Below are 21,056 nucleotides of genomic sequence, written 5' to 3'. Positions count from 1 at the left end.
TTACAAAAAATTCCACGATAGATTCGAAACTAATCGACAGGTATCGCATTTAAAATGAAAGGTATCAAAAATCGCGTCTTTTAACGCCCAGTTTTCGCCACAAGAAGGGCAGAAACAGGACTTTTCAGATTCTAAAGATTGCCCACCTACACGATATAAATAATAGTAAGTCGGTATGCCAGTTTCTTTTTCTATTTCTTGGGTTAAATAGCGTCCGTGTTTTGAAAGCGTGCTTTGATGCTCAGAAATTTCTGACAAAGATTGTTGTTCTAATATCGCACCATTCATTTGTAGTTGATCGCAGGCTTGCCAATTTTCTTGCCATTTAATCAGATCTTGGCTTAAGTGCGGTTGATTTTTCAACTGTTTATACAAAGGGATAGGCGCGAAATTTTCTCCGCTATGAATCGGTGAGCAACTTTGTAAATGGGTTGTGTAAAGCACTTGCCAAGCTGGCGATGCATTTTCAGCCGTTTGATCTGAATTGAAATCATCGCCCACAAGTTGAAAACCATCAAAAATTACACCGCACTTTTCGGCTTCTTGTAATGTTCGATTCACTTCTGCGTTATTATTTTGCGGGAAAAGACTATCTTGCTCAGGGCAAATGACGCGCATAGCAAAGCCTTGGGTGCCATCTTCTTCTGCTAAATATAAAGGAATTTCACGTCCGATAATTTGCCCGTTATACCGCCATTGATCGATCACTGCATTGAGTAAACGACTTTGTGATTCAATATTATTTTCGAGCGCAGTTAGGCGAAAATAGGTTTCGATTAAATACATAAATTTTTTAATTGCTGTCCGATTTGGTTTAAGCCGTTTAAACGCGTTTCGCTTAAACGTTGTGAAATGCCGAGTTCGCTAAAAAATACAGTAATATCAAATTTATTCAATTCATCTGCTGTTTTACCATTGATTTTATTGAATAAAATCCAAAGCAAGCCATTCATAATTCTGGCTTCGCTAAATCCGTTGAATTGAAAAGTGCGGTCATTTTTAGGCATAATTTGAAACCACATTTGTGCTTCGCAGCCAGTAATGGGTTGCATTTGAGCAAGTTCATCATTGCTTGGGCGAGATAAATTTTTGCTAGCTTGAATAATCAGGCGATAGCGATCTTCCCAATTTTTAGCTTGTTTTAATTGTTCTATCATTGTAATAAATCCAATGCTTTATCTAAAGCTGTAAAAAATGCCTCTACATCTTCCTGTGTATTATAAGGGGCAAAAGACAGGCGTAATGTGGTACGTTCGCCTAAGCGTGCCAAATAAGGCTGGGCACAATGTTCTCCCACACGAAGCGCAATATTTTGTTCGCTTAAAAGTGTAGAAAGATCAGAACAGTCAATACCCTCAAATACAAAGCAAACGACGGTGCTTGGTTGAGGGGAATTGAATAATCGGCAATTCTCGTAAGATTTTAACCGCACTTTGACGGATTCAGCCAAGGATATAGCGTGCTGTTCTGCTGCGGTAAAATCCCATTTTGGTAGCCAATCCAGTATGGCATTAAAGCCAATAACTCCAGCAATATTGGGTGTGCCAGCTTCTAAACGATAAGGCAATTCGGCAAAAGTAATACGCTCATTTGATATGCGATCAACCATTTTTCCGCCGAAAAAGAGCGGTTGAAGTTGAGAAAGTGTGGTTAATTTTCCTGTTAAAACGCCAAGCCCATTTGGACCATAAATTTTATGGGCAGAAAATGCGAGGAAATCGGCATCTAAATCTTGTAAATTAATTTTGATATGACTAATCGCTTGTGCAGCATCCACTAAAACCAACGCATGACTATGTTTTCTAATAAGTTGAATTAATCGTTTAATCGGCTGTTCTGTGCCCGTGACATTTGAAACAAAATTCAGCGCAACGAGTTTGGTTTTTTCAGAAAGAGCAGAAATAAGCGCATTTTCATCAATTAGCCAATTATCTAAAATCGGTAAAATTCGAATTTTTGCACCGCACTTTTTCGCTGTTTCGTGCCAAGTAACAAAATTAGCATGATGATCTGCTTGGCTAATCAGAATTTCATCTTCTGCGTTTAATTGTGGCATCAATCCATTTGCCACTAAGTTTATTGCGTGAGTTGTACCCGACGTCCAAATAACAGCGCGTTTATCTTCAGCATTAACCCATTCTTTAACTTGTGTGCGAGCCTGTTCATATTGCGCAGTTTGGGCAGCATCATATTGGCTGCGATGTACCGAACCTGCAAAAGCATAAAATTCAGCGGTGCGATCAATTAATACTTGAGGTTTCAACGCGGTGGCAGCGTTATCTAAATAAACAACCGCATCTTCACGTTGGAAATAGGGAAATTCTTGACGGAACATTTGATAATCAAAAGCCATATTGATTTTTCTCTTGTCTGCGCCATTGACTTGGTTCAATCGGATTATTGTCCGCCCAAAGACCAATTCGTTTGGCTTGTGCATTTTCTTGCGCTTGAAGATAAATCGGATCACGGGAATATTGCTTATAAGCCCATGCCATACCTTGTTTAACCATTTCTAAATTAATATTTTTCTCTTGATAATAAACAGTCGCCAATGTGCGTTGATAGCGATCTTGACCTTTTAAAGAAAGACGCACATCACGGAGATAAACCATATCGGACAACGCTTTTTTAGATTTTTGTCCAAAAGCTTGTTTTTTCTCTGGCGCATCAATTTCAGCTAATCGCACTTTGATTTGTCGATTATTTTTAGCAAGGCAGGTAAGCGTATCGCCGTCACTAATGCCAACGACACGGCAAGTATTTTCTTCACTAGAGCACGCAGAAAGTGCGGTAAAAATTAGTAATAAAATAGCAAATAGCAATTTTCGATTTATCATTTTGCAAGATTCTTGATCTAAGTCTGGTTATTTTACCGAAAAAAACTGGTCAATTCAGAAAAAAAAAGCGTAAAATAATTTTGAAACATTATGAAAAAGTTGAAAAAAAAGGTTGTATATGATTCAAAAATCATTTTTATTGGCCCGTTCGTTGGTCATTTTGTACATTATGTTATATCTCGGAAATCTTATCGCTCATTATGTGCCAGCCGGCGTACCTGGAAGTATTTGGGGATTGCTATTGCTCTTTTTAGGTTTAACGACACGATTAATTCATTTAGATTGGATTTATTTAGGCGCGAGCTTATTGATTCGTTTTATGGCGGTGCTTTTTGTGCCGGTAAGTGTTGGAATCATTAAATATTCAGATTTATTAATAGAACAAGTGAATATTTTACTGATTCCTAATGTTGTCAGCACTTGCGTAACTTTGGTCGTCATGGGTTTGTTAGGGAATCATTTATTCCATTTACAATCTTTTACATACAAGCGTAAAAAAGTGACTAAACGCCGTGAGAACCAAGCGAAACAAATGAATGAATCAGCTTAATTATAGTGGGAAAGTTTTATATGCAGCAGTACATTATTTATCTTTATACATTTTTAACAATTTTCGGATTTTGGCTCGCACTACAAATTAGCAAACGTTGGAAATCAATGATTTTTAATACTTTTATTTTAACGGTATTAATTTTGGTTGTGATTTTAGTGATAGGCAAGATTCCTTATGATGATTATATGGCAGGAAATGCACCGATTAATAATCTACTTGGCTTGAGTATCGTTGCTCTTGCATTACCTCTTTATGAACAACTTCGTCAAATTGCCAAACAATGGAAGATTATTTTATCTATTGTGGTGATCGCCTCTTTTTTCTCGATGTTAAGCGGGGCGGTGTTAGCGCTCATACTTGGCGCATCGCCTGAAATGGTGGCGACGGTATTACCAAAATCAATCACTACACCAATCGCGATGGAAGTTTCGCATAATCTAGGGGGAATCCCTGCCGTTACTGCAGTTGGGGTTGTTGTTGCAGGCTTGCAAGGCTCTGTATTTGGTTATTTAGTGTTGAAAAAATTACGCGTTAAACATCAAGAAGCGATTGGATTATCTGTCGGAGCGGTATCCCACGCACTTGGCACAGTAAGCTGTATGGAAACCAATCCAACCGCAGGCAGTTACAGTTCTATTTCTCTCGTGCTTTGTGGGATTATTAGTTCTATTCTCGCCCCATTTGTATTTAAGCTCATTTATTTCTTTGTTTAAATATCAATGAAAATTCAACTGCACTTTGTTTATTCTAGATAAAGTGCGGTTGTTTTTGTGCTAAATGATTAGATAATGCAGAAAAATCAAATAAAACAAAGTGATATGAAACTACTTATCATTGATTCTTCTTGGACAGAACGTTTTCTCCCCGATCCTCCACGCGAAAAAGATAATCGTCCACCATTTCGTCGTGATCGTGGGCGAATTTTACACTCTGCCGCTTTTCGTTGCTTACAAGCGAAAACTCAAATACACGCGATTGGTGAAAATGATTTTTACCGTACCCGTTTAACTCATTCTTTGGAAGTCGCACAGATTGGCAGTAGTCTCGTTGCACAGCTTAAATTTTTAGAAACCTTTGAAAGCCTTTCGCAAACATTAAATATTGATAAAAACGAATTACAAAAGCAGTTGAAACTTTTATTGCCGAGTAATGATCTTATTGAAAGTTTGTGTTTTGCGCATGATATAGGACATCCACCTTTTGGGCACGGTGGCGAAACGGCATTAAATTATATGATGGCAGAGCAGGGAGGTTTTGAAGGCAATGCACAAACCTTTAGAATTTTAACGAAACTTGAGCCTTATACTGAAAATGCAGGGATGAATCTAACGCGTAGAACACTGTTGGGTGTAGTGAAATATCCCGCGTTGTTAGATGTTGCCTCGCCTCAGTATTCAGAACTTAATTTTTCTCGCAATATTGATCCGCGTTTTGTGCGTATTCACGATTGGATTCCAGGAAAAGGCATTTTCCGCGATGATTTAAAAATGTTTAATTGGTTGCTGGAAAATCTTTCTGAAAATGACCGCACTTTATTCTGTCAATTTAAAAAAGTGCGGGAAAATCCAGCTGAATCTTTACATACTCGGTTTAAATCGCTGGATTGCAGTATTATGGAATTGGCAGATGATATTGCCTATGGCGTGCATGATTTAGAGGATGCTATTGTAACTGGCGTGGTAAATCCTCATCAATGGCAAGCGGCACATTCCGCATTAAAACAAATTCCGTCAGCTTGGTTGCATGAACATATTGATTCAATTAGCCAACGACTTTTCTCTGATAAACATTTTGAGCGCAAACAAGCGATTGGCGCATTGGTAAATTTCTTTATTACCAATGTGCGGTGGAAATTAACGGCAAATTTTGATGAACCTTTGTTACGTTATAACGCAGAGTTGCCACCTGAAGTGATTGCTGCACTTGGTGTATTTAAAAAATTCGTTTGGGATTATGTTATTCGCAATGTGAATACTCAACGAATCGAATATAAAGGGCAGAGAATGTTGACAGAAATGTTCCAGATTTTTGAATCAGACCCAGAGCGTTTATTACCGCGAAATACTGCAAATCGTTGGCGTAATGCACCAGAAGAAGGTAAGAAGCGGATTATTTGCGATTATATTGCAGGTATGTCGGATGCACACGCATTGCGGGTATATCAACAACTTTGATTTAAGAGAGAATCCCATCGAATTGATGGGATTTTTTATGCAAACCGTATAGAATAGTGCGGTTAATTTTCACTGAATTTTTATGGGGCAGTTGTGGCATTAATTAGTTTAACCAATGGATATCTTTCCTTTAGTGATGCACCTTTGTTAGATCACGCAGAATTACATATTGAACCGAATGAACGCGTTTGTTTGGTTGGGCGTAACGGCGCAGGTAAATCAACTTTATTGAAAATCATTGCAGGCGATGTGCTCATGGATGATGGCAAAATTCAATACGAGAAAGATCTTGTGGTTTCTCGGTTAGAACAAGACCCACCGCGTAATGCGCAAGGCAATATTTTTGATTATGTCGCGGAAGGTGTAGGGCATTTAACGGATTTATTGAAAGAATATCATCATATTTCTGTTCAATTGGAAGAAAATTACAGTGATCAAATTTTAAGTCAATTAGAGCAAGTTCAGGCTAAATTAGAACACGCTGATGGCTGGCGATTTGAAAATAAAATCAATGAAGTGCTGTTAAAACTAGGCTTAAATCCAAACACAAAATTATCCGCACTTTCGGGTGGTTGGTTGCGTAAAGCAGCATTAGCACGCGCATTGGTGTGCGATCCTGATGTGTTATTACTTGATGAACCGACCAACCACTTGGATGTGGAAGCTATTGAATGGTTGGAAAATTTCTTATTGGATTTCCAAGGTAGCATTGTATATATTTCCCATGACCGTTCTTTTATTCAAAAAATGGCAACTCGGATTGTGGATTTAGATCGCGGTCAATTAGTGTCTTATCCAGGAAATTACGATTTATATTTAACCACGAAAGAAGAAAATCTACGCGTTGAAGCCTTACAGAATGAATTATTTGATAAACGTCTTGCACAGGAAGAAGTCTGGATTCGCCAAGGTATCAAGGCTCGCCGTACAAGAAATGAAGGGCGAGTGCGAGCATTAAAAGCGATGCGTGAGGAACGCCGCCAACGCCGTGAAGTAATGGGAACAGCCAAATTACAGCTAGACACCTCAAGTCGTTCAGGCAAAATTGTCTTTGAAATGGAAAATGTGAGCTATGAAATCGCAGGAAAAACCTTGTTAAAAGATTTTTCAACAACGATTTTACGTGGAGACAAAATTGCGCTTGTTGGGCCAAATGGCTGTGGGAAAACCACTTTCATTAAATTATTGTTGGGTGAAATTCAGCCAACATCAGGCAAAATTCGTTGTGGTACTAAATTAGACATTGCTTATTTTGACCAATATCGAGCTGATTTAGATCCTGAAAAAACCGTAATGGATAATGTGGCGGATGGTAAACAAGATATTGAAGTCAATGGTGTAAAACGCCATGTACTGGGGTATTTACAAGATTTCTTGTTCCCGCCAAAACGTGCAATGACACCAGTTAAAGCCTTATCAGGGGGAGAACGAAATCGTTTATTGCTCGCAAAATTATTACTCAAGCCAAATAATTTATTGATTCTTGACGAACCGACCAATGACCTTGATGTAGAAACATTGGAGCTTTTAGAAGAAATTTTGACTGATTATCAAGGCACATTGTTAATTGTGAGCCATGACCGTCAATTTATCGATAACACTGCGACAGAATGTTATTTATTCGAAGGTGAAGGGCATTTGAATAAGTATGTAGGTGGATTCTTTGATGCGAAACAGCAACAAGCCAATTTCTGGGCAAGCAAAGCAGCAGAAGAACAGACTAAAGCGAAGAAAACTGAAGCGCTAAAAGAAGAAAGTACGGTAAAAAATGACCGCACTTCTAAGCTTAAATCAGTGAAACTCTCTTATAAAGAACAACGTGAGCTAGAACAACTTCCACAACTATTGGAAGAATTAGAAACAAAAATCACCTCACTTCAAGTTGAAATAGCCGATCCAGTATTTTTCCAACAGGCTCATGATATTACCGACGCTAAATTAAAAGCATTGGCGGATACTGAAGCCGAATTAGAAACAGCATTTTTACGCTGGGAAGAATTGGAAGAAAAGAAAAATTTGGCTGACGGTAAAGCTTAAAAAATAACGCCCGAAAGGGCGTTTTCTTTAGATATTTTCAAGATGATCTTTTTTCAAAATGCTTTCTTCATCAAGTGTTGATAAACGGGAGATAGCGTTACGGTAAGAAATTTCTAAGGTTTCTCTACTGGTTGCCATTACGCCTTGATCCACTAAAAATCCATCATTTACATCATATACCCAGCCGTGTAATGAGAGTTTTTGTCCGCGTTCCCAAGCACTTTTTACAATTGATGTACGCCCTAGATTGTAAACCTGTTCCGCTACGTTAATTTTCGTTAGCATATCGGCACGTTTTTCTGGGGAAAGTTTACCGAGAAGATGACCGTGTTTAAACCAAATATCACGAATATGAAGAAGCCAGTTGTTGATAAGCCCTAAATCTTTATCAGCCATAGCGGCATGAATCCCCCCGCAGTTGGTGTGGCCACAGATAATAATATGTTCAATTTTAAGCACATCGACGGCATATTGCACAACAGAAAGGCAATTAAAATCTGTGTGAATTACTTGGTTAGCGACATTACGATGTACAAAAAGTTCGCCTGGTTCAAGATTTGTCAATTTTTCTGCGGGTACACGGCTATCAGAGCAACCAATCCAAAGGTAATGTGGCGTTTGATGATCCGCAAGTTCTTTGAAGTAAGTTGAATTTTCTTCCTTCATTCTTTGCGCCCAACTGTAATTGTTGGCAAAGAGTTGTTTAATTTTATCCATTTTACTTTCCTTAAAATTCTGAAAAAATTGACCGCACTTTGGCGTAAGTGCGGTCAATATTAACCTTAAATTAAATTAGAAATTCGCATTTCTTGGCGCGCGTGGGAATGGAATTACATCACGAATGTTTTGCACGCCAGTTACATAGACGATTAAGCGTTCAAAACCAAGACCAAAACCAGAATGTGGAACGCTACCGTATTTACGAAGATCGCGATACCACCAATAATCATCTGGATTTAATCCCATTTCTTCCATACGTTTATCAAGTACATCTAAACGTTCTTCACGTTGTGAACCACCAATAATTTCCCCAATTCCTGGTGCTAATACGTCCATTGCTGCCACAGTTTTTCCATCATCATTTAAACGCATATAGAATGCTTTAATGTCTTTTGGATAGTTTTTCACCACAACTGGTGATTTAAAATATTCTTCCGCCAAGAAACGTTCGTGTTCAGAAGAAAGATCGATACCCCAAGAAACAGGGAATTCAAATTTCTTACCCGATTTTAATAACACATCAATAGCATCAGTATAGTCAATTTGCGCGAAATCCGAGTTCACAAAGTTTTCTAGACGCGTAATAACATCTTTATCTACATGTTTTTCAAAGAATAGTAAGTCATCTTTGCGCTCAGCCAATACTGCACGGAATACGTATTTCAACATATCTTCTGCAAGTTTTGCGTTATCCGCTAAAGTTGCAAATGCAACTTCAGGTTCAACCATCCAGAATTCAGCTAAGTGGCGGGTGGTATTTGAGTTTTCTGCGCGGAATGTTGGGCCAAAAGTATAAATTTTGCTTAATGCACAAGCATAGGTTTCGCCGTTTAACTGACCTGAAACCGTTAAAAATGATTCTTTTCCGAAGAAATCTTGGCTGAAATCTACTTTTCCATTTTCACTACGTGGAAGATTTTCTAAATCAAGTGTAGAAACACGGAACATTTCACCCGCACCTTCAGTATCTGATGCAGTAATTAATGGGGTTGCCACCCAATAGAAACCTTGCTCATGGAAGAAACGGTGAATTGCTTGAGATAAGCAATGGCGAACACGTGCAACTGCACCAATAATATTGGTACGAGGGCGTAAGTGAGCCACTTCGCGTAAATATTCAATAGAGTGGCGTTTTGCTGCCATTGGGTAAGTATCTGGATCTTCAACAAACCCTGTCACTTCCACTTTTTCTGTTTGTAATTCAACCGCTTGTCCTTCTGCAGGTGATTCAACGACTTTACCCGTTACAATTACAGAACAGCCTGTTGTTAAACGTAAAATTTCGCTTTCGTAATTTTCAATATCGTTATTAATAATCGCTTGAATTGGATCAAAGCAAGAACCGTCATAAACCGCTAAGAAAGATAAGCCAGCTTTAGAATCGCGACGGGTACGTACCCAACCACGCACAGTGACGGTTTCACCAATCACCACTTTCCCTTGTAATACATCAACAATTGATGCCACTTTAGACATATTAAACCTCTGTAACTGAATGTAATTCACATAAAATTGCCGATAGTTTACCTTAATGAAGGAAATTTTCCATAAAAATATAGTGTTGGTGCGGGTTATGAACAATAAAATAGCCTTAAAAATGAGTCCTAAATAAAATAGGGTAAAGCCTTATTAATATTGAATATACGCGATTTTATGCTAAAATCTCGGGCCAAAATCATTATGGCTAATAATAGGAAAAAATATGAAAGTTTTAGAAGGCTCAGTCGCAGCACCTAATGCAAAAGTTGCAGTAGCAATTGCTCGTTTTAACAGTTTTATTAATGAAAGTTTATTAGAAGGTGCAATTGATGCATTAAAACGTATCGGCCAAGTGAAAGATGAAAATATCACTATCGTGCGTGCCCCGGGTGCGTATGAGTTGCCATTAGTTGCGCGTCGTTTAGCAGAAAGTAAAAAATTTGATGCGATTGTGGCATTAGGTACAGTTATCCGTGGTGGTACTGCGCATTTTGAATATGTAGCAGGGGAAGCAAGCAGCGGTTTAGGAAAGGTTGCAATAGATGCTGAAATCCCTGTCGCTTTTGGGGTATTAACCACAGAAAATATTGAACAGGCGATTGAACGTGCTGGTACTAAAGCGGGTAATAAAGGTGCAGAAGCAGCCTTAACCGCACTTGAAATGGTTAATCTTATTCAACAAATTGATGCGGCATAAATCATGACAGAACAAAAACAAGTGAAAAAGCCTTCTGCTCGTCGTCGTGCGCGTGAATGTACCGTTCAAGCATTGTATTCTTGGGCGGTATCTGGCAATACTGCAGAACAAGTTGAATTAGCCTTTGTGTTAGATCAAGATATGGATGGGGTAGATAAACCTTACTTCCGTAAATTATTTCGTCAAACAGTAGAAAATATTGAAACTGTTGATTTTTCAATTTTGCCTTATATTGACCGCGCTTTTGATGAACTTGATACTATTGAAACTGCAATTTTACGTTTGGCTGTTTATGAATTACGCTTTGAATTAGATGTGCCATATAAAGTGGTTATCAATGAAGCGATTGAAGTAGCAAAAGTATTCGGTGCAGATGAAAGCCATAAATATATCAATGGCGTACTTGATAAAATTGCACCAGCATTAGGGCGTAAATAATCCTTTTAAACTGAAAATGGCGCGCGTTTTTAACGCGTGCCTTTTCTTATAGCCAGACCAAAAGTCTAGCTATAAAAACCATACGCTATGCGTATGGAGCCAAATAGCTTAAGCGATGAACAGAAAAAATCCTCGCTATATAATGAACAAGGCTGACAACCAAAATTCAACATATAGGAGGATTATCATGGTAAGTAAAACCAGTGACGATTCAAGTCTATCACACACAAAATGGAACTGTAAGTATCACATTGTATTTATCCCGAAGTATAGAAGAAAAGCAATTTATGGAAAGTTAAGAGCAGATATAGGTCAAATATTGAGGCAGTTATGTGACTATAAAAATGTGGAGATAATAGAAGCGCATGCAATGCCAGACCATATCCATATGCTCTTAAAAATCCCAGCTAAAATATCAGTATCAGGTTTTATGGGCTATCTGAAGGGGAAGTCAGCGCTGATGATTTTTGAAAGACACGCGAACTTAAAATATAGATATGGAAATAGGCATTTCTGGGCGAAAGGATTTTTTGTAAGCACAGTAGGGTTAAATACAAAAGTGGTAGAGGATTATATAAGAAACCAAGAAAAAGAAGATATGGTTCAAGATAATTTATCAACGAAAGAACATGTTGACCCCTTTAAGGGGTAATCAAGGAAATAATTAGACGCAGTTGTCAGTTCTCACAAGCCCCTTGAGGGGCTTGTGAAGTATAGGCTCTTATAGGGGCCTAAAAACCGCACGTTTTACGTGCGGATTGTTATTTTATAAGATAGGTGAAAAATGGCAATGGGTGAATTTGATTTAATTAAACGATATTTTCAGCAACAAATATTAGTTGATGATTCCGTTCAATTATCTATTGGCGACGATTGTGCATTGGTTTCCGTGCCAGAGAATTATCAGCTTGCCATTACGACCGATACAATGGTAGAAAATACGCATTTTTTACCAACCATTTCACCTGAAGATTTAGCTTATAAGGCTGTTGCAACAAATTTAAGTGATCTTGCTGCAATGGGGGCATTGCCAAAATGGGTTTCACTGGCATTAACTTTGCCAAATGTAGATGAAAATTGGATTTCAACATTTAGCCAAAGTTTATTGCACACGTTAAAGCGATACAATGTCACATTAATTGGTGGTGATACCACAAAAGGCAACTTATCTATTACGATTACGGCACAAGGTTTTGTCGAAAAAAGTAAGGCGATTTGTCGGCATAAAGCGCAAGTTGGTGATTTAATTTATGTTTCAGGCACCTTAGGCGATAGTGCAGCAGGTTTAACACAAATTTTATCGGGCAAAAGTGCGGTTGATTCTGATGATGTTTTTCTGCAACAACGTCATCTTAGACCCACACCTAGAATAGAACTTGGACGGGCGTTAATTGATATTGCTCACGCTGCCATTGATTTTTCCGATGGGTTAATCTCTGATTTAGGGCATATTCTTGAACGAAGTCAATGTGGCGCAGAAGTTGAACTTTCTGCTTTACCTCTTTCATTAGCGATTTTGCATAAATATGAACGCATTCAAGCTGAACAATTTGCCTTAAGTGGTGGCGAAGATTATGAACTTTGTTTTACCATACCGCCCGAATATAAAGATGAATTAGAATTACGCTTGAAAAAACTGAACGTGCCTTGTACTTGTATTGGTAAAATTAATGAAAAGTGCGGCGACTTTTCTCCCCGTTTTTTACGGGATGGAAAACCTGTGAATATAACTTTTTCAAGCGGTTTCGATCATTTTAAGGAATCAAAATGACAGAAAATAATCCTCTTAAAAAAATCTCTCTTTTAAATCCTATTCATTTGCTTGCCGTTGGTTTTGGCTCGGGCTTAATTCATCCTGCTCCAGGCACGTGGGGGAGCTTAGCTGGAACAATTTTAGGTGTAATTTTGCTTTCTTTGTTAGGTGTAAAAACCTTTTTAATTTTTACCGCACTTTGTTTTCTACTCGGTTGCTACCTTTGTCAAAAAACCACAGCTGATATGGGCGTACACGATCATGGTTCTATCGTCTGGGATGAATTTGTTGGCGTATTTATTGTATTAGCAGCAATTCCGTCATTATCTTGGCAATGGATTGTGGCTGCTTTTGCGTTATTTCGCTTTTTCGATATTTTAAAACCATTCCCAATTCGTTATTTTGACGAAAAACTAGAAAGTGGTTTTGGCATTATGGTCGATGATGTATTAGCGGCAATTTATGCCGTGATTATCGTATTTGCTATTCAGTATTGGATGTTGTGATGCTAAATTTAATCATAGTGCATTTATTTGGCTTAATGACGCCAGGACCAGATTTCTTCTATGTAAGCCGAATGGCAGCAAGTAACTCTCGTCGTAATACAGTTTGTGGCATTTTAGGCATAACGCTTGGCATCGCTTTTTGGGGGATGATTTCTATGTTGGGATTGGCGGTGTTATTCGTTACGATTCCCGCACTACATGGCGTTATTATGTTGCTTGGCGGTAGTTACCTAGCATATCTCGGTTTTTTAATGGCTCGCAGCAAACACGCTCAATTTGAACCGCACTCTGATACTGAATTTAATCAACAAACCACGATTAAAAAAGAAATTGTGAAAGGGCTTTTAGTGAATTTATCCAATGCAAAAGTCGTGGTGTATTTTAGTAGCGTGATGTCGCTTGTCTTAGTAAATATCACTGAAATGTGGCAAATTATCTTGGCTTTTATGGTAATTGTGGTTGAAACATTTTGTTATTTTTATGTGATTTCATTGATTTTTTCACGTAATATTGCCAAGCGTTTATACAGTCAATACAGCCGTTATATTGATAATATGGCAGGTATTGTATTTTTATTTTTTGGTTGTGTGCTTGTTTATAACGGCATCAACAAAATAATTCATTAATAAAAAAGGAAGTAACATGACATTAAAAATTGCAATTGCTGGTGCTGGTGGAAGAATGGGACGTCAATTAATTCAAGCGGTTCATTCTGCGGAAAGTGTAGAACTAGGTGCTGCTTTTGAACGCAAAGGATCATCTTTAGTCGGGACGGATGCGGGAGAATTGGCGGGAATTGGTCAACTTGGTGTAACAGTTTCAGATGATCTTGAAAGCCAAAAAGATAAATTCGATTTATTAATCGATTTTACCCGACCAGAAGGCACCCTTGAGCATATTGAATTTTGCGTAGCGAATAATAAAAAAATAGTGATCGGTACAACAGGTTTTGATGAAAATGGTAAAGCAGCGATTAAAGCAGCTTCAGATCAAATTGCTATTGTGTTTGCATCAAATTTCAGTGTTGGTGTGAATTTAGTCTTCAAGCTTTTAGAAAAAGCGGCAAAAGTGATGGGGGATTATTGCGATATTGAAGTGATCGAAGCGCATCACCGTCATAAAGTTGATGCGCCTTCTGGCACCGCACTTTCAATGGGCGAACATATCGCAAAAACCTTAGGTCGTGATTTAAAAACGCACGGCGTATTTTGTCGTGAAGGAATCACAGGCGAACGTAAACGTGATGAAATTGGTTTTTCAACTATTCGCGCTTCGGATGTCGTGGGGGAACACACGGTTTGGTTTGCAGATATTGGAGAACGTGTAGAGATTTCCCATAAAGCATCAAGTCGTATGACTTTTGCTAATGGCGCAGTGCGAGCTGGTAAATGGTTAGAAAATAAAGCGAATGGCTTATTTGATATGACCGATGTATTAGATTTAAATAATTTATAAATCAATTTCAATGTCACTTTCTACGTGACAACAGCATAATAAAATTTCATCAGGTTGAATAAAGGCAAGGGGCGTATCTTTATAGGATACCTTGCCTTTTTTGATCTTCACACGACAAGAACCACAATAGCCACTACGGCATTGATATTCATGATGAATATTATTTTTCTCGAGATGATCTAGTAAACTTGTTTCATTATTGAATTCTAATGTGGTTTTACTGTAGATTAGATGAATTTTCATAATAACAATGCAGTGAAATTTGCTGGGCATTATATAAGGAAAATCCATATGTTAAAAATACTGTGTTTTATAACCGCACTTTTTATTACTGCTTGTAGTTCTATTAGCAAAGAACCCGTGAAGACAGTGGATGTTTATATCAAACCTTATTATTCTGCTGAAAATGGAAAAGCAGAAAATGTATTTGTACATAAAGAAATTGATCCTATGCTACGTGAAAATACGATAAAAGGTTATGAAAGTGCGGTGAAATTTGTAGAAGAAAATCCAGCTCGTATTTCACCCATGACGATGTTTACATTAGCCGCTCGGGCTTACGATTTTGGATTAAGAGATGACGCTGTTACTTGGTTTTATCGTGGACAAAATCGTTTGATCACCGCACTTTATGTGTTAGATTTGCCAAAACAAACGGTGCAAGATAATACAGGGTTTAGCCACGTAGTGGGGCAGTTTGTTAATGCTTATGCGTTTTGCAATTTTGATAAACAAAGTCGTGCTGCCGAAAATGCGGTGAAATGGACAATTACGCATCCTTATGAAGTGATTTTCTTATCAGCATTGCCCGCAAAATTTGCAGATCGTAGAAAAGCGTTAAAAGAAGCAGAAGAAAAATTAGTTCAACGTTTACAGGAACAAGCACGTTTTTTTGCCAATCCAAACAATAAAGAAAAATGGCAAAAAGAGCGGTCAGAAAATTTTGTGAATGAACGATTTTGTTGGTAACAAGAAAAAATGGAATAGCGATAACGTTATTCCATTTTTATTTTTGATAAACCAATGATTTTTCGTATTATTCTTTTACTTTTTAAGGACTTGGTATTATCATTACTCGGTTTTTTATTTTATAGAGAAAAGAGAAGCAGGGGAAACTATGCAACATCTGAACGAGCTTGTCGAGAAAGCGAAATTAGCGATTGAATCCATTCAGGATAAAAGTTTAACGGCTTTGGATGAAATCCGTGTCGAATATTTTGGTAAGAAAGGGCATTTTACTCAATTAATGCAAGAATTGCGTAATGTGTCTGCAGAAGAACGTCCTGCGATGGGCGCAAAAATTAACGAAGCAAAACAAGCTGCATTAGAATTTTTAAATGCTAAAAAAGCAGAGTGGGAACAGGCCGAACTTAACGCAAAATTAGAAAAAGAACGTGTAGATGTCAGTTTACCTGGTCGCAAAGTTGAAACTGGTGGCTTACACCCAGTTACCATGACGATTAATCGCGTAACAAAATTTTTCTCAGAACTTGGCTTTTCAGTTGAAAATGGTCCTGAAATTGAAAGTGATTATTACAACTTCGATGCTTTAAATATTCCTAAACATCACCCAGCACGTGCCGATCACGATACTTTCTGGTTTAATCCAGAATTATTACTTCGCACCCAAACATCTGGCGTGCAAATTCGTACTATGGAAAAAATGCAGCCACCAATTCGTATTATGGCTCCGGGACGTGTATATCGTAATGACTACGATCAAACGCACACACCAATGTTCCACCAAATTGAATTGCTTTATGTGGATAAAAAAGCAAATTTCACAGAATTGAAAGGCTTATTACACGATTTCTTACGCGCTTTCTTTGAAGAAGATTTACAAGTGCGTTTCCGTCCATCTTATTTCCCATTCACCGAGCCTTCAGCCGAAGTGGATGTGATGGGGAAAAACGGTAAATGGTTAGAAGTATTGGGCTGCGGTATGGTACACCCAAATGTGTTGCGTAACGTGGGTATTGATCCGAATGAATATTCTGGTTTTGCTGTGGGAATGGGCGTTGAGCGTTTAACAATGTTACGTTATAACGTAACAGATTTACGTTCGTTCTTTGAAAACGACTTACGTTTCTTAAAACAATTTAAGTAATTTCTCGGATTTGAATTAAAAGGATAATAACAAATGAAATTTAGTGAACAGTGGGTAAGAGAATGGGTGAACCCTGCGGTGTCCACCGAGCAATTATGCGAGCAAATTACCATGCTTGGCTTAGAAGTGGATGGTGTAGAAGCCGTTGCGGGTACATTTAATGGTGTCGTTGTTGGTGAAGTAGCGGAATGTGCACAGCATCCAGATGCGGATAAATTACGTGTAACTAAAGTGAACGTAGGCGGTGATCGTTTATTGGATATCGTGTGTGGCGCACCAAATTGTCGTCAAGGCTTAAAAATCGCTTGCGCAACAGAAGGTGCGGTATTACCTGGCGATTTCAAAATTAAGAAAACGAAATTACGTGGTCAACCATCTGAAGGAATGCTTTGTTCATTTTCTGAATTAGGTATTGATGTTGAAGCAGACGGTATTATTGAACTGCCAGTTGATGCACCAATTGGTACAGATTTACGTGAATATTTAGGTTTAAATGATAATGCCATCGAAATTAGCTTAACGCCAAACCGTGCGGATTGTTTGAGCATTGCGGGTATTGCGCGTGAAATTGGTGTGGTAAATAAACAGCCAGTAAATCAACCGCACTTTGAAGCGGTGCCAGCAATAATTTCTGATAAAGTTCAAATTGATTTACAAGCACCAGAAGCCTGCCCGCGTTATTTATTGCGTGTGGTGAAAAACGTTAATGTGAAGGCTGAATCTCCAATGTGGATGCAAGAAAAATTGCGTCGTTGTGGTATTCGTTCTATTGATCCTATTGTTGATATTACTAACTATATTTTGCTTGAGCTTGGTCAGCCAATGCATGCGTTTGATGCGGCTAAAGTTGCCCAACCCGTTCAAGTTCGCTTAGCGAAAGAGGGGGAAGAATTAGTATTATTAGATGGCTCAACTGCAAAACTTCAATCTAATACTTTATTAATTGCCGACCAAAATGGGCCTTTAGCAATGGCAGGGATCTTTGGTGGTGCAGCGAGTGGCGTGAATAGCGAAACAAAAGATGTGATTTTAGAATCCGCATTTTTCTCTCCATTAGCGATTGCAGGCCGTGCAAGACAATATGGTTTACATACTGATGCATCACACCGTTTTGAGCGTGGTGTGGATTTTGAATTAGCCCGTAAAGCAATGGAACGAGCAACCGCATTATTGCTTGAAATCTGTGGTGGTAAAGCGGGTGAGATTTGTGAAGCAAGCAGTGAAGCTCATCTTCCTAAAGTTAATACTGTTCAACTTCACCGTAGTAAATTAGATGCACTTTTAGGTCATCATATTGAAACAGAAAGCGTAACAGAAATTTTCCACTGTCTTGGTTTTGATGTTACTTATGCAAATGATATTTGGATGGTAACTTCTGCAAGCTGGCGTTTTGATATTGAAATCGAAGAAGATTTAATTGAGGAAGTGGCGCGTATTTATGGTTATAACAGCATTCCAAACAATGCACCACTAGCGCATCTCCGCATGCGTGAGCACAAAGAATCTGATTTAGATTTAGCTCGAATTAAGACCGCACTTGTGGATGCTGATTATCAAGAAGCCATTACTTATAGCTTTGTGGATCCAAAAATTCAAATTTTATTACATCCACAGCAAGAAGCACTTGTATTGCCAAATCCAATTTCTGTTGAAATGTCAGCAATGCGAGTGTCTTTGATTAGTGGTTTATTAGGTGCAGTGCTTTATAACCAAAATCGCCAACAGTCTCGTGTTCGTTTATTTGAAACTGGATTGCGCTTTGTGCTTGATGCCAATGCTGAATTTGGCGTGCGTCAAGAATTTGTTTTAAGTGCGGTGATTACTGGAACGGCAAAATCTGAACATTGGGCAGGTAAAGCAGAGTCTGTAGATTTCTTTGATCTTAAAGGCGATTTAGAATCAGTGCTTTCTTTAACAGAAGGTGGTAATAGAGTTCGTTTTGTTGCAAAACAATTTGATGCATTACACCCTGGCCAATCTGCTGCTATTGAATTAGATGGTCAAGAAATTGGTTTTATTGGTGCAATTCATCCATCTATTAGTCAAAAACTTGGCTTAAATGGCAAAACTTTTGTATTTGAAATTCTTTGGAATGCAATTGTGGCACGTAATGTGGTGCAAGCAAAAGAAATTTCTAAATTCCCAGCAAACCGTCGTGATTTAGCTTTAGTCGTAGCAGATAGCGTACCAGCAGGGGAATTAATCGCAGCCTGTAAACAAGCAGGTGGCGAAAAATTGGTGCAAGTGAACTTATTCGATGTATATCAAGGTGTGGGCGTCGCTGAAGGCTATAAGAGTTTAGCGATTAGCTTGACTGTCCAAGATAATGAAAAAACACTTGAAGATGAAGAAATTAATGCAGTGATTTTAGCAGTATTAGCGGAGGTAAAACAACGCTTTAATGCTGAATTAAGGGATTAATATGGCTACGATAACCAAAATTGATATTATTGAATATTTAAGTGATAAATATCAGTTATCTAAACACGATACGAAAAATGTGGTGGAGAACTTTTTAGAAGAGATTCGTTCATCACTAGAATCTGGTCATGATGTGAAATTATCAGGATTTGGTAATTTTGAACTACGTGATAAGTCATCTCGCCCAGGGCGTAACCCGAAAACTGGTGATGTTGTTCCGGTTTCTGCTCGCCGAGTGGTGACATTTAAACCAGGGCAAAAGTTACGTGCTCGTGTGGAAAAAACTAAATAGTAAGCAACAAAAAGTGCGGTGAATTTCTACCGCACTTTTCATATGAAAAGGTATGAAAATATATAAATTATTTTTAATCGCTACTGCCTCGTTGTTTTTATTCGCTTGTTCTAGTTTTCAAAATGATGATTATGCGATGAACTATAAAGGCCAAATCGGCGATCCGATTATGGCTATAGCCATGTTGAGCGAACAACAACATGAATGGGCGAGTACACCTTATGTGCTCGGCGGTGTTTCACGTCGTGGCGTAGATTGTTCCAGTTTTGTGCAGAAAACTTTCTTCGATCGTTTTAATCTTCGTTTGCCAAGAAGTACAACTGAACAAGCTAATTATGGTAAACATGTCCGCAAAGAAGATATTCAAACGGGTGATTTAATTTTCTTTAAAACTGGTCGAGGCCCTAATGGTTATCATGTGGGGATTTATGTAAAAGAAGACAAATTTCTCCATGCTTCCACCAGAGGGGGAGTCGTCTATTCTTCAATGAATAACCCTTATTGGTCGAAAGCCTTCTGGCAAGTCAGACGGATTTAAAAAATATAATGCTGGAATTTTCCAGCATTTTTTATAATTATTTTTTTCAAATTTGGGAGATAAAATGTCCTCAAACTTAACCGCACTTAAAATTCAACTTGAAATTTTATGTCTTATTCCAAAAACACGTTTTATTACCGCAGAAGAAATCTTACAAAAACTTGCTGATATTGGTGTTCAACGTGATATTCGTTCAATTCAACGCTTGCTAGAAAGCTTATCTCAACAGTTTGAAATTGAACGTGATATACGTGATAAACCTTATGGCTACCGATGGAAATCAAATGCTAAAGGCTTGGATTTACCGATTTTAAATGAGCAGCAATCACTTGTGCTTATGCTTGCTAAACAATATCTCAATGGCATTTTGCCTTCTAGCATTATGAGCTCAATGGAAGCGTTCTTTCAACAGGCCGAATATAATTTGGTTTATGACAGCCATAAAAAATCAGGGGCAGAATGGCTTAATAAAGTTGCTATTGCGCCAACTAGTCAGCTGTTATTACCTGCCAAAATTAATCCAGAAATTTTTTCTCAAATTAGTACCGCACTTTATCAAAATCGATTTTTACAGGTGCATTATCGGAGTATTCACGGTAAAGAACATAAGGCACAGGTCAAGCCATTGGCTTTGGTACAACAAGGGCCAAGTAGCTATTTAGTCGCACAATATGAGAATGGCGATATTTTACACTTGGCTTTGCATCGCTTGCTTAAGGTAACAGTAAGTACAATGATATTTGAACGCCCTGATTTTAATTTGAAATCTTATGTAGAAAGCCAAAAGTTTGGTTTTACCTATGATCGAAAAATTCGATTAACTTTCCGCATTAATAAAGATATTGGTGGATTTTTAACAGAAACACCATTATCAACAGATCAAACAGTAAAAGATTCTGGGGATGATTATGAAATTTCAGCAACAGTGATCGAAAGCCAAATGCTGGATTGGTGGATAGCTCACTTTGGTGAAAATTATCAAGAAATTGAGCGTGTATATTTAGAAGAAACAGTATAACGACATAAATTGTCGCTTTGCCCTTTATGAT

General features: G+C 38.1%; 24 protein-coding genes. 17 read left to right on the top strand and 7 right to left on the bottom strand.

The genetic code is table 11. The features are described from left to right. Genes AC6H0A_RS02875 through AC6H0A_RS02860 form a run of 4 tightly spaced genes read right to left on the bottom strand, consistent with a single transcriptional unit; the run spans position 1 to position 2,837 of the window. The gene (locus AC6H0A_RS02875) at positions 1-786 is read right to left on the bottom strand and encodes a Zn-ribbon-containing protein (protein ID WP_179230968.1); all 786 of its coding nucleotides are present in this window, start codon (positions 784-786) and stop codon (positions 1-3) included. Continuing rightward, positions 777-1,157: a SufE family protein gene (locus AC6H0A_RS02870; RefSeq protein WP_005642118.1), complete on the bottom strand. Its 381-nt coding sequence runs from the start codon at positions 1,155-1,157 to the stop codon at positions 777-779. Before AC6H0A_RS02870 ends, AC6H0A_RS02875 begins: the two co-directional genes overlap by 10 nt. After that, positions 1,154-2,353: a cysteine desulfurase gene (locus AC6H0A_RS02865; protein ID WP_005642120.1), complete on the bottom strand. Its 1,200-nt coding sequence runs from the start codon at positions 2,351-2,353 to the stop codon at positions 1,154-1,156. Before AC6H0A_RS02865 ends, AC6H0A_RS02870 begins: the two co-directional genes overlap by 4 nt. Then, complete coding sequence (locus AC6H0A_RS02860) at positions 2,343-2,837, bottom strand: thermonuclease family protein (protein WP_044232984.1); 495 nt, start codon at positions 2,835-2,837, stop codon at positions 2,343-2,345. The genes AC6H0A_RS02865 and AC6H0A_RS02860 overlap by 11 nt, the downstream gene beginning before the upstream one ends. A 118-nt stretch (positions 2,838-2,955) precedes the next feature. Between AC6H0A_RS02860 and AC6H0A_RS02855 the strand changes: the two genes are divergently transcribed. From AC6H0A_RS02855 to AC6H0A_RS02840, 4 genes are all read left to right on the top strand, one after another. Continuing rightward, on the top strand, positions 2,956-3,387 hold the full coding sequence (locus AC6H0A_RS02855) for a CidA/LrgA family protein (protein WP_005642124.1): 432 nt from the start codon (positions 2,956-2,958) through the stop codon (positions 3,385-3,387). A gap of 20 nt (positions 3,388-3,407) precedes the next feature. Next, on the top strand, positions 3,408-4,103 hold the full coding sequence (locus AC6H0A_RS02850) for a CidB/LrgB family autolysis modulator (RefSeq protein WP_005631777.1): 696 nt from the start codon (positions 3,408-3,410) through the stop codon (positions 4,101-4,103). Between the two features lie 75 nt (positions 4,104-4,178). Next, entirely contained in the window at positions 4,179-5,564 is a 1,386-nt protein-coding gene (locus AC6H0A_RS02845; protein ID WP_005642126.1) for an anti-phage deoxyguanosine triphosphatase, read from the top strand. Positions 5,565-5,657: 93 nt separating this feature from the next. Further along, positions 5,658-7,601 (top strand): ABC transporter ATP-binding protein, encoded by a 1,944-nt coding sequence (locus tag AC6H0A_RS02840; protein WP_070046996.1) that lies wholly within the window; start codon positions 5,658-5,660, stop codon positions 7,599-7,601. Between the two features lie 27 nt (positions 7,602-7,628). Here the strand turns inward: AC6H0A_RS02840 and can are convergent, their stop codons facing one another. Next, positions 7,629-8,318, bottom strand: a complete 690-nt coding sequence (gene can / locus AC6H0A_RS02835; RefSeq protein WP_005637849.1) for a carbonate dehydratase — start codon at positions 8,316-8,318, stop codon at positions 7,629-7,631. Between the two features lie 75 nt (positions 8,319-8,393). Continuing rightward, positions 8,394-9,797 carry an asparagine--tRNA ligase gene (gene asnS, locus AC6H0A_RS02830; RefSeq protein WP_005642131.1) on the bottom strand — a complete coding sequence of 468 codons (1,404 nt, stop codon included), beginning with the start codon at positions 9,795-9,797 and terminating at the stop codon, positions 8,394-8,396. A 226-nt stretch (positions 9,798-10,023) separates the two neighbouring features. Between asnS and ribH the strand changes: the two genes are divergently transcribed. From ribH to dapB, 7 genes are all read left to right on the top strand, one after another. Next, entirely contained in the window at positions 10,024-10,497 is a 474-nt protein-coding gene (gene ribH, locus AC6H0A_RS02825) for a 6,7-dimethyl-8-ribityllumazine synthase (RefSeq protein WP_005642134.1), read from the top strand. Positions 10,498-10,500: 3 nt separating this feature from the next. Then, positions 10,501-10,935, top strand: a complete 435-nt coding sequence (nusB, locus tag AC6H0A_RS02820) for a transcription antitermination factor NusB (protein ID WP_005642135.1) — start codon at positions 10,501-10,503, stop codon at positions 10,933-10,935. Between the two features lie 187 nt (positions 10,936-11,122). Then, positions 11,123-11,587 carry an IS200/IS605 family transposase gene (gene tnpA / locus AC6H0A_RS02815; RefSeq protein ID WP_005639541.1) on the top strand — a complete coding sequence of 155 codons (465 nt, stop codon included), beginning with the start codon at positions 11,123-11,125 and terminating at the stop codon, positions 11,585-11,587. Between the two features lie 132 nt (positions 11,588-11,719). Beyond that, entirely contained in the window at positions 11,720-12,706 is a 987-nt protein-coding gene (thiL, locus tag AC6H0A_RS02810; RefSeq protein ID WP_005640617.1) for a thiamine-phosphate kinase, read from the top strand. Further along, positions 12,703-13,194, top strand: coding sequence for a phosphatidylglycerophosphatase A family protein (locus AC6H0A_RS02805; protein WP_005640619.1), 492 nt, complete (start codon positions 12,703-12,705; stop codon positions 13,192-13,194). Before thiL ends, AC6H0A_RS02805 begins: the two co-directional genes overlap by 4 nt. Beyond that, complete coding sequence (locus AC6H0A_RS02800; protein ID WP_005640621.1) at positions 13,194-13,820, top strand: LysE family transporter; 627 nt, start codon at positions 13,194-13,196, stop codon at positions 13,818-13,820. Before AC6H0A_RS02805 ends, AC6H0A_RS02800 begins: the two co-directional genes overlap by 1 nt. A gap of 16 nt (positions 13,821-13,836) precedes the next feature. Beyond that, positions 13,837-14,649, top strand: coding sequence for a 4-hydroxy-tetrahydrodipicolinate reductase (gene dapB, locus AC6H0A_RS02795; protein WP_005640622.1), 813 nt, complete (start codon positions 13,837-13,839; stop codon positions 14,647-14,649). Here dapB and yfaE read toward each other — a convergent pair. Next, complete coding sequence (yfaE, locus tag AC6H0A_RS02790) at positions 14,644-14,892, bottom strand: class I ribonucleotide reductase maintenance protein YfaE (protein ID WP_044232385.1); 249 nt, start codon at positions 14,890-14,892, stop codon at positions 14,644-14,646. The genes dapB and yfaE overlap by 6 nt on opposite strands. 48 nt (positions 14,893-14,940) lie before the next feature. On the opposite strand from yfaE, the gene AC6H0A_RS02785 reads away from it, so the two are divergent. The 6 genes from AC6H0A_RS02785 to AC6H0A_RS02760 all read left to right on the top strand — a co-directional run bounded on the left by AC6H0A_RS02785 (position 14,941) and on the right by AC6H0A_RS02760 (position 21,025). Then, positions 14,941-15,618, top strand: a complete 678-nt coding sequence (locus tag AC6H0A_RS02785) for a hypothetical protein (protein WP_253181195.1) — start codon at positions 14,941-14,943, stop codon at positions 15,616-15,618. 148 nt (positions 15,619-15,766) lie between these two features. Further along, positions 15,767-16,756 carry a phenylalanine--tRNA ligase subunit alpha gene (pheS, locus tag AC6H0A_RS02780; RefSeq protein ID WP_005640625.1) on the top strand — a complete coding sequence of 330 codons (990 nt, stop codon included), beginning with the start codon at positions 15,767-15,769 and terminating at the stop codon, positions 16,754-16,756. A 33-nt stretch (positions 16,757-16,789) separates the two neighbouring features. Continuing rightward, on the top strand, positions 16,790-19,177 hold the full coding sequence (gene pheT, locus AC6H0A_RS02775; protein WP_005640626.1) for a phenylalanine--tRNA ligase subunit beta: 2,388 nt from the start codon (positions 16,790-16,792) through the stop codon (positions 19,175-19,177). 1 nt (position 19,178) lies between these two features. Beyond that, positions 19,179-19,469, top strand: a complete 291-nt coding sequence (locus AC6H0A_RS02770; protein ID WP_005628676.1) for an integration host factor subunit alpha — start codon at positions 19,179-19,181, stop codon at positions 19,467-19,469. A gap of 52 nt (positions 19,470-19,521) precedes the next feature. Then, a complete protein-coding gene (locus tag AC6H0A_RS02765) occupies positions 19,522-20,007 on the top strand; it encodes an NlpC/P60 family protein (protein ID WP_005640627.1) in 486 nt (161 codons plus the stop codon). Positions 20,008-20,071: 64 nt separating this feature from the next. After that, positions 20,072-21,025 (top strand): helix-turn-helix transcriptional regulator, encoded by a 954-nt coding sequence (locus AC6H0A_RS02760; protein WP_005640628.1) that lies wholly within the window; start codon positions 20,072-20,074, stop codon positions 21,023-21,025. The last annotated feature ends 31 nt before the right edge of the window (positions 21,026-21,056 follow it).

This window comes from Haemophilus sp. THUN1692, assembly GCF_059704395.1.
Note: the sequence above shows the minus strand (reverse complement) of the source record. Positions and strands in the feature narration are given on the sequence as shown.

Coding starts and splice junctions, on each gene's coding strand:
- thiL (WP_005640617.1), top strand. CDS start 11,720: ATGGCAATGGGTGAATTTGATTTAATTAAACGATATTTTCAGCAACAA.
- can (WP_005637849.1), bottom strand. CDS start 8,318: ATGGATAAAATTAAACAACTCTTTGCCAACAATTACAGTTGGGCGCAA.
- asnS (WP_005642131.1), bottom strand. CDS start 9,797: ATGTCTAAAGTGGCATCAATTGTTGATGTATTACAAGGGAAAGTGGTG.
- yfaE (WP_044232385.1), bottom strand. CDS start 14,892: ATGAAAATTCATCTAATCTACAGTAAAACCACATTAGAATTCAATAAT.
- dapB (WP_005640622.1), top strand. CDS start 13,837: ATGACATTAAAAATTGCAATTGCTGGTGCTGGTGGAAGAATGGGACGT.
- nusB (WP_005642135.1), top strand. CDS start 10,501: ATGACAGAACAAAAACAAGTGAAAAAGCCTTCTGCTCGTCGTCGTGCG.
- AC6H0A_RS02860 (WP_044232984.1), bottom strand. CDS start 2,837: ATGATAAATCGAAAATTGCTATTTGCTATTTTATTACTAATTTTTACC.
- AC6H0A_RS02800 (WP_005640621.1), top strand. CDS start 13,194: ATGCTAAATTTAATCATAGTGCATTTATTTGGCTTAATGACGCCAGGA.
- AC6H0A_RS02875 (WP_179230968.1), bottom strand. CDS start 786: ATGTATTTAATCGAAACCTATTTTCGCCTAACTGCGCTCGAAAATAAT.
- AC6H0A_RS02870 (WP_005642118.1), bottom strand. CDS start 1,157: ATGATAGAACAATTAAAACAAGCTAAAAATTGGGAAGATCGCTATCGC.
- AC6H0A_RS02845 (WP_005642126.1), top strand. CDS start 4,179: ATGCAGAAAAATCAAATAAAACAAAGTGATATGAAACTACTTATCATT.
- tnpA (WP_005639541.1), top strand. CDS start 11,123: ATGGTAAGTAAAACCAGTGACGATTCAAGTCTATCACACACAAAATGG.
- AC6H0A_RS02785 (WP_253181195.1), top strand. CDS start 14,941: ATGTTAAAAATACTGTGTTTTATAACCGCACTTTTTATTACTGCTTGT.
- AC6H0A_RS02855 (WP_005642124.1), top strand. CDS start 2,956: ATGATTCAAAAATCATTTTTATTGGCCCGTTCGTTGGTCATTTTGTAC.
- AC6H0A_RS02770 (WP_005628676.1), top strand. CDS start 19,179: ATGGCTACGATAACCAAAATTGATATTATTGAATATTTAAGTGATAAA.
- pheT (WP_005640626.1), top strand. CDS start 16,790: ATGAAATTTAGTGAACAGTGGGTAAGAGAATGGGTGAACCCTGCGGTG.
- AC6H0A_RS02805 (WP_005640619.1), top strand. CDS start 12,703: ATGACAGAAAATAATCCTCTTAAAAAAATCTCTCTTTTAAATCCTATT.
- ribH (WP_005642134.1), top strand. CDS start 10,024: ATGAAAGTTTTAGAAGGCTCAGTCGCAGCACCTAATGCAAAAGTTGCA.
- AC6H0A_RS02865 (WP_005642120.1), bottom strand. CDS start 2,353: ATGGCTTTTGATTATCAAATGTTCCGTCAAGAATTTCCCTATTTCCAA.
- pheS (WP_005640625.1), top strand. CDS start 15,767: ATGCAACATCTGAACGAGCTTGTCGAGAAAGCGAAATTAGCGATTGAA.
- AC6H0A_RS02765 (WP_005640627.1), top strand. CDS start 19,522: ATGAAAATATATAAATTATTTTTAATCGCTACTGCCTCGTTGTTTTTA.
- AC6H0A_RS02850 (WP_005631777.1), top strand. CDS start 3,408: ATGCAGCAGTACATTATTTATCTTTATACATTTTTAACAATTTTCGGA.
- AC6H0A_RS02760 (WP_005640628.1), top strand. CDS start 20,072: ATGTCCTCAAACTTAACCGCACTTAAAATTCAACTTGAAATTTTATGT.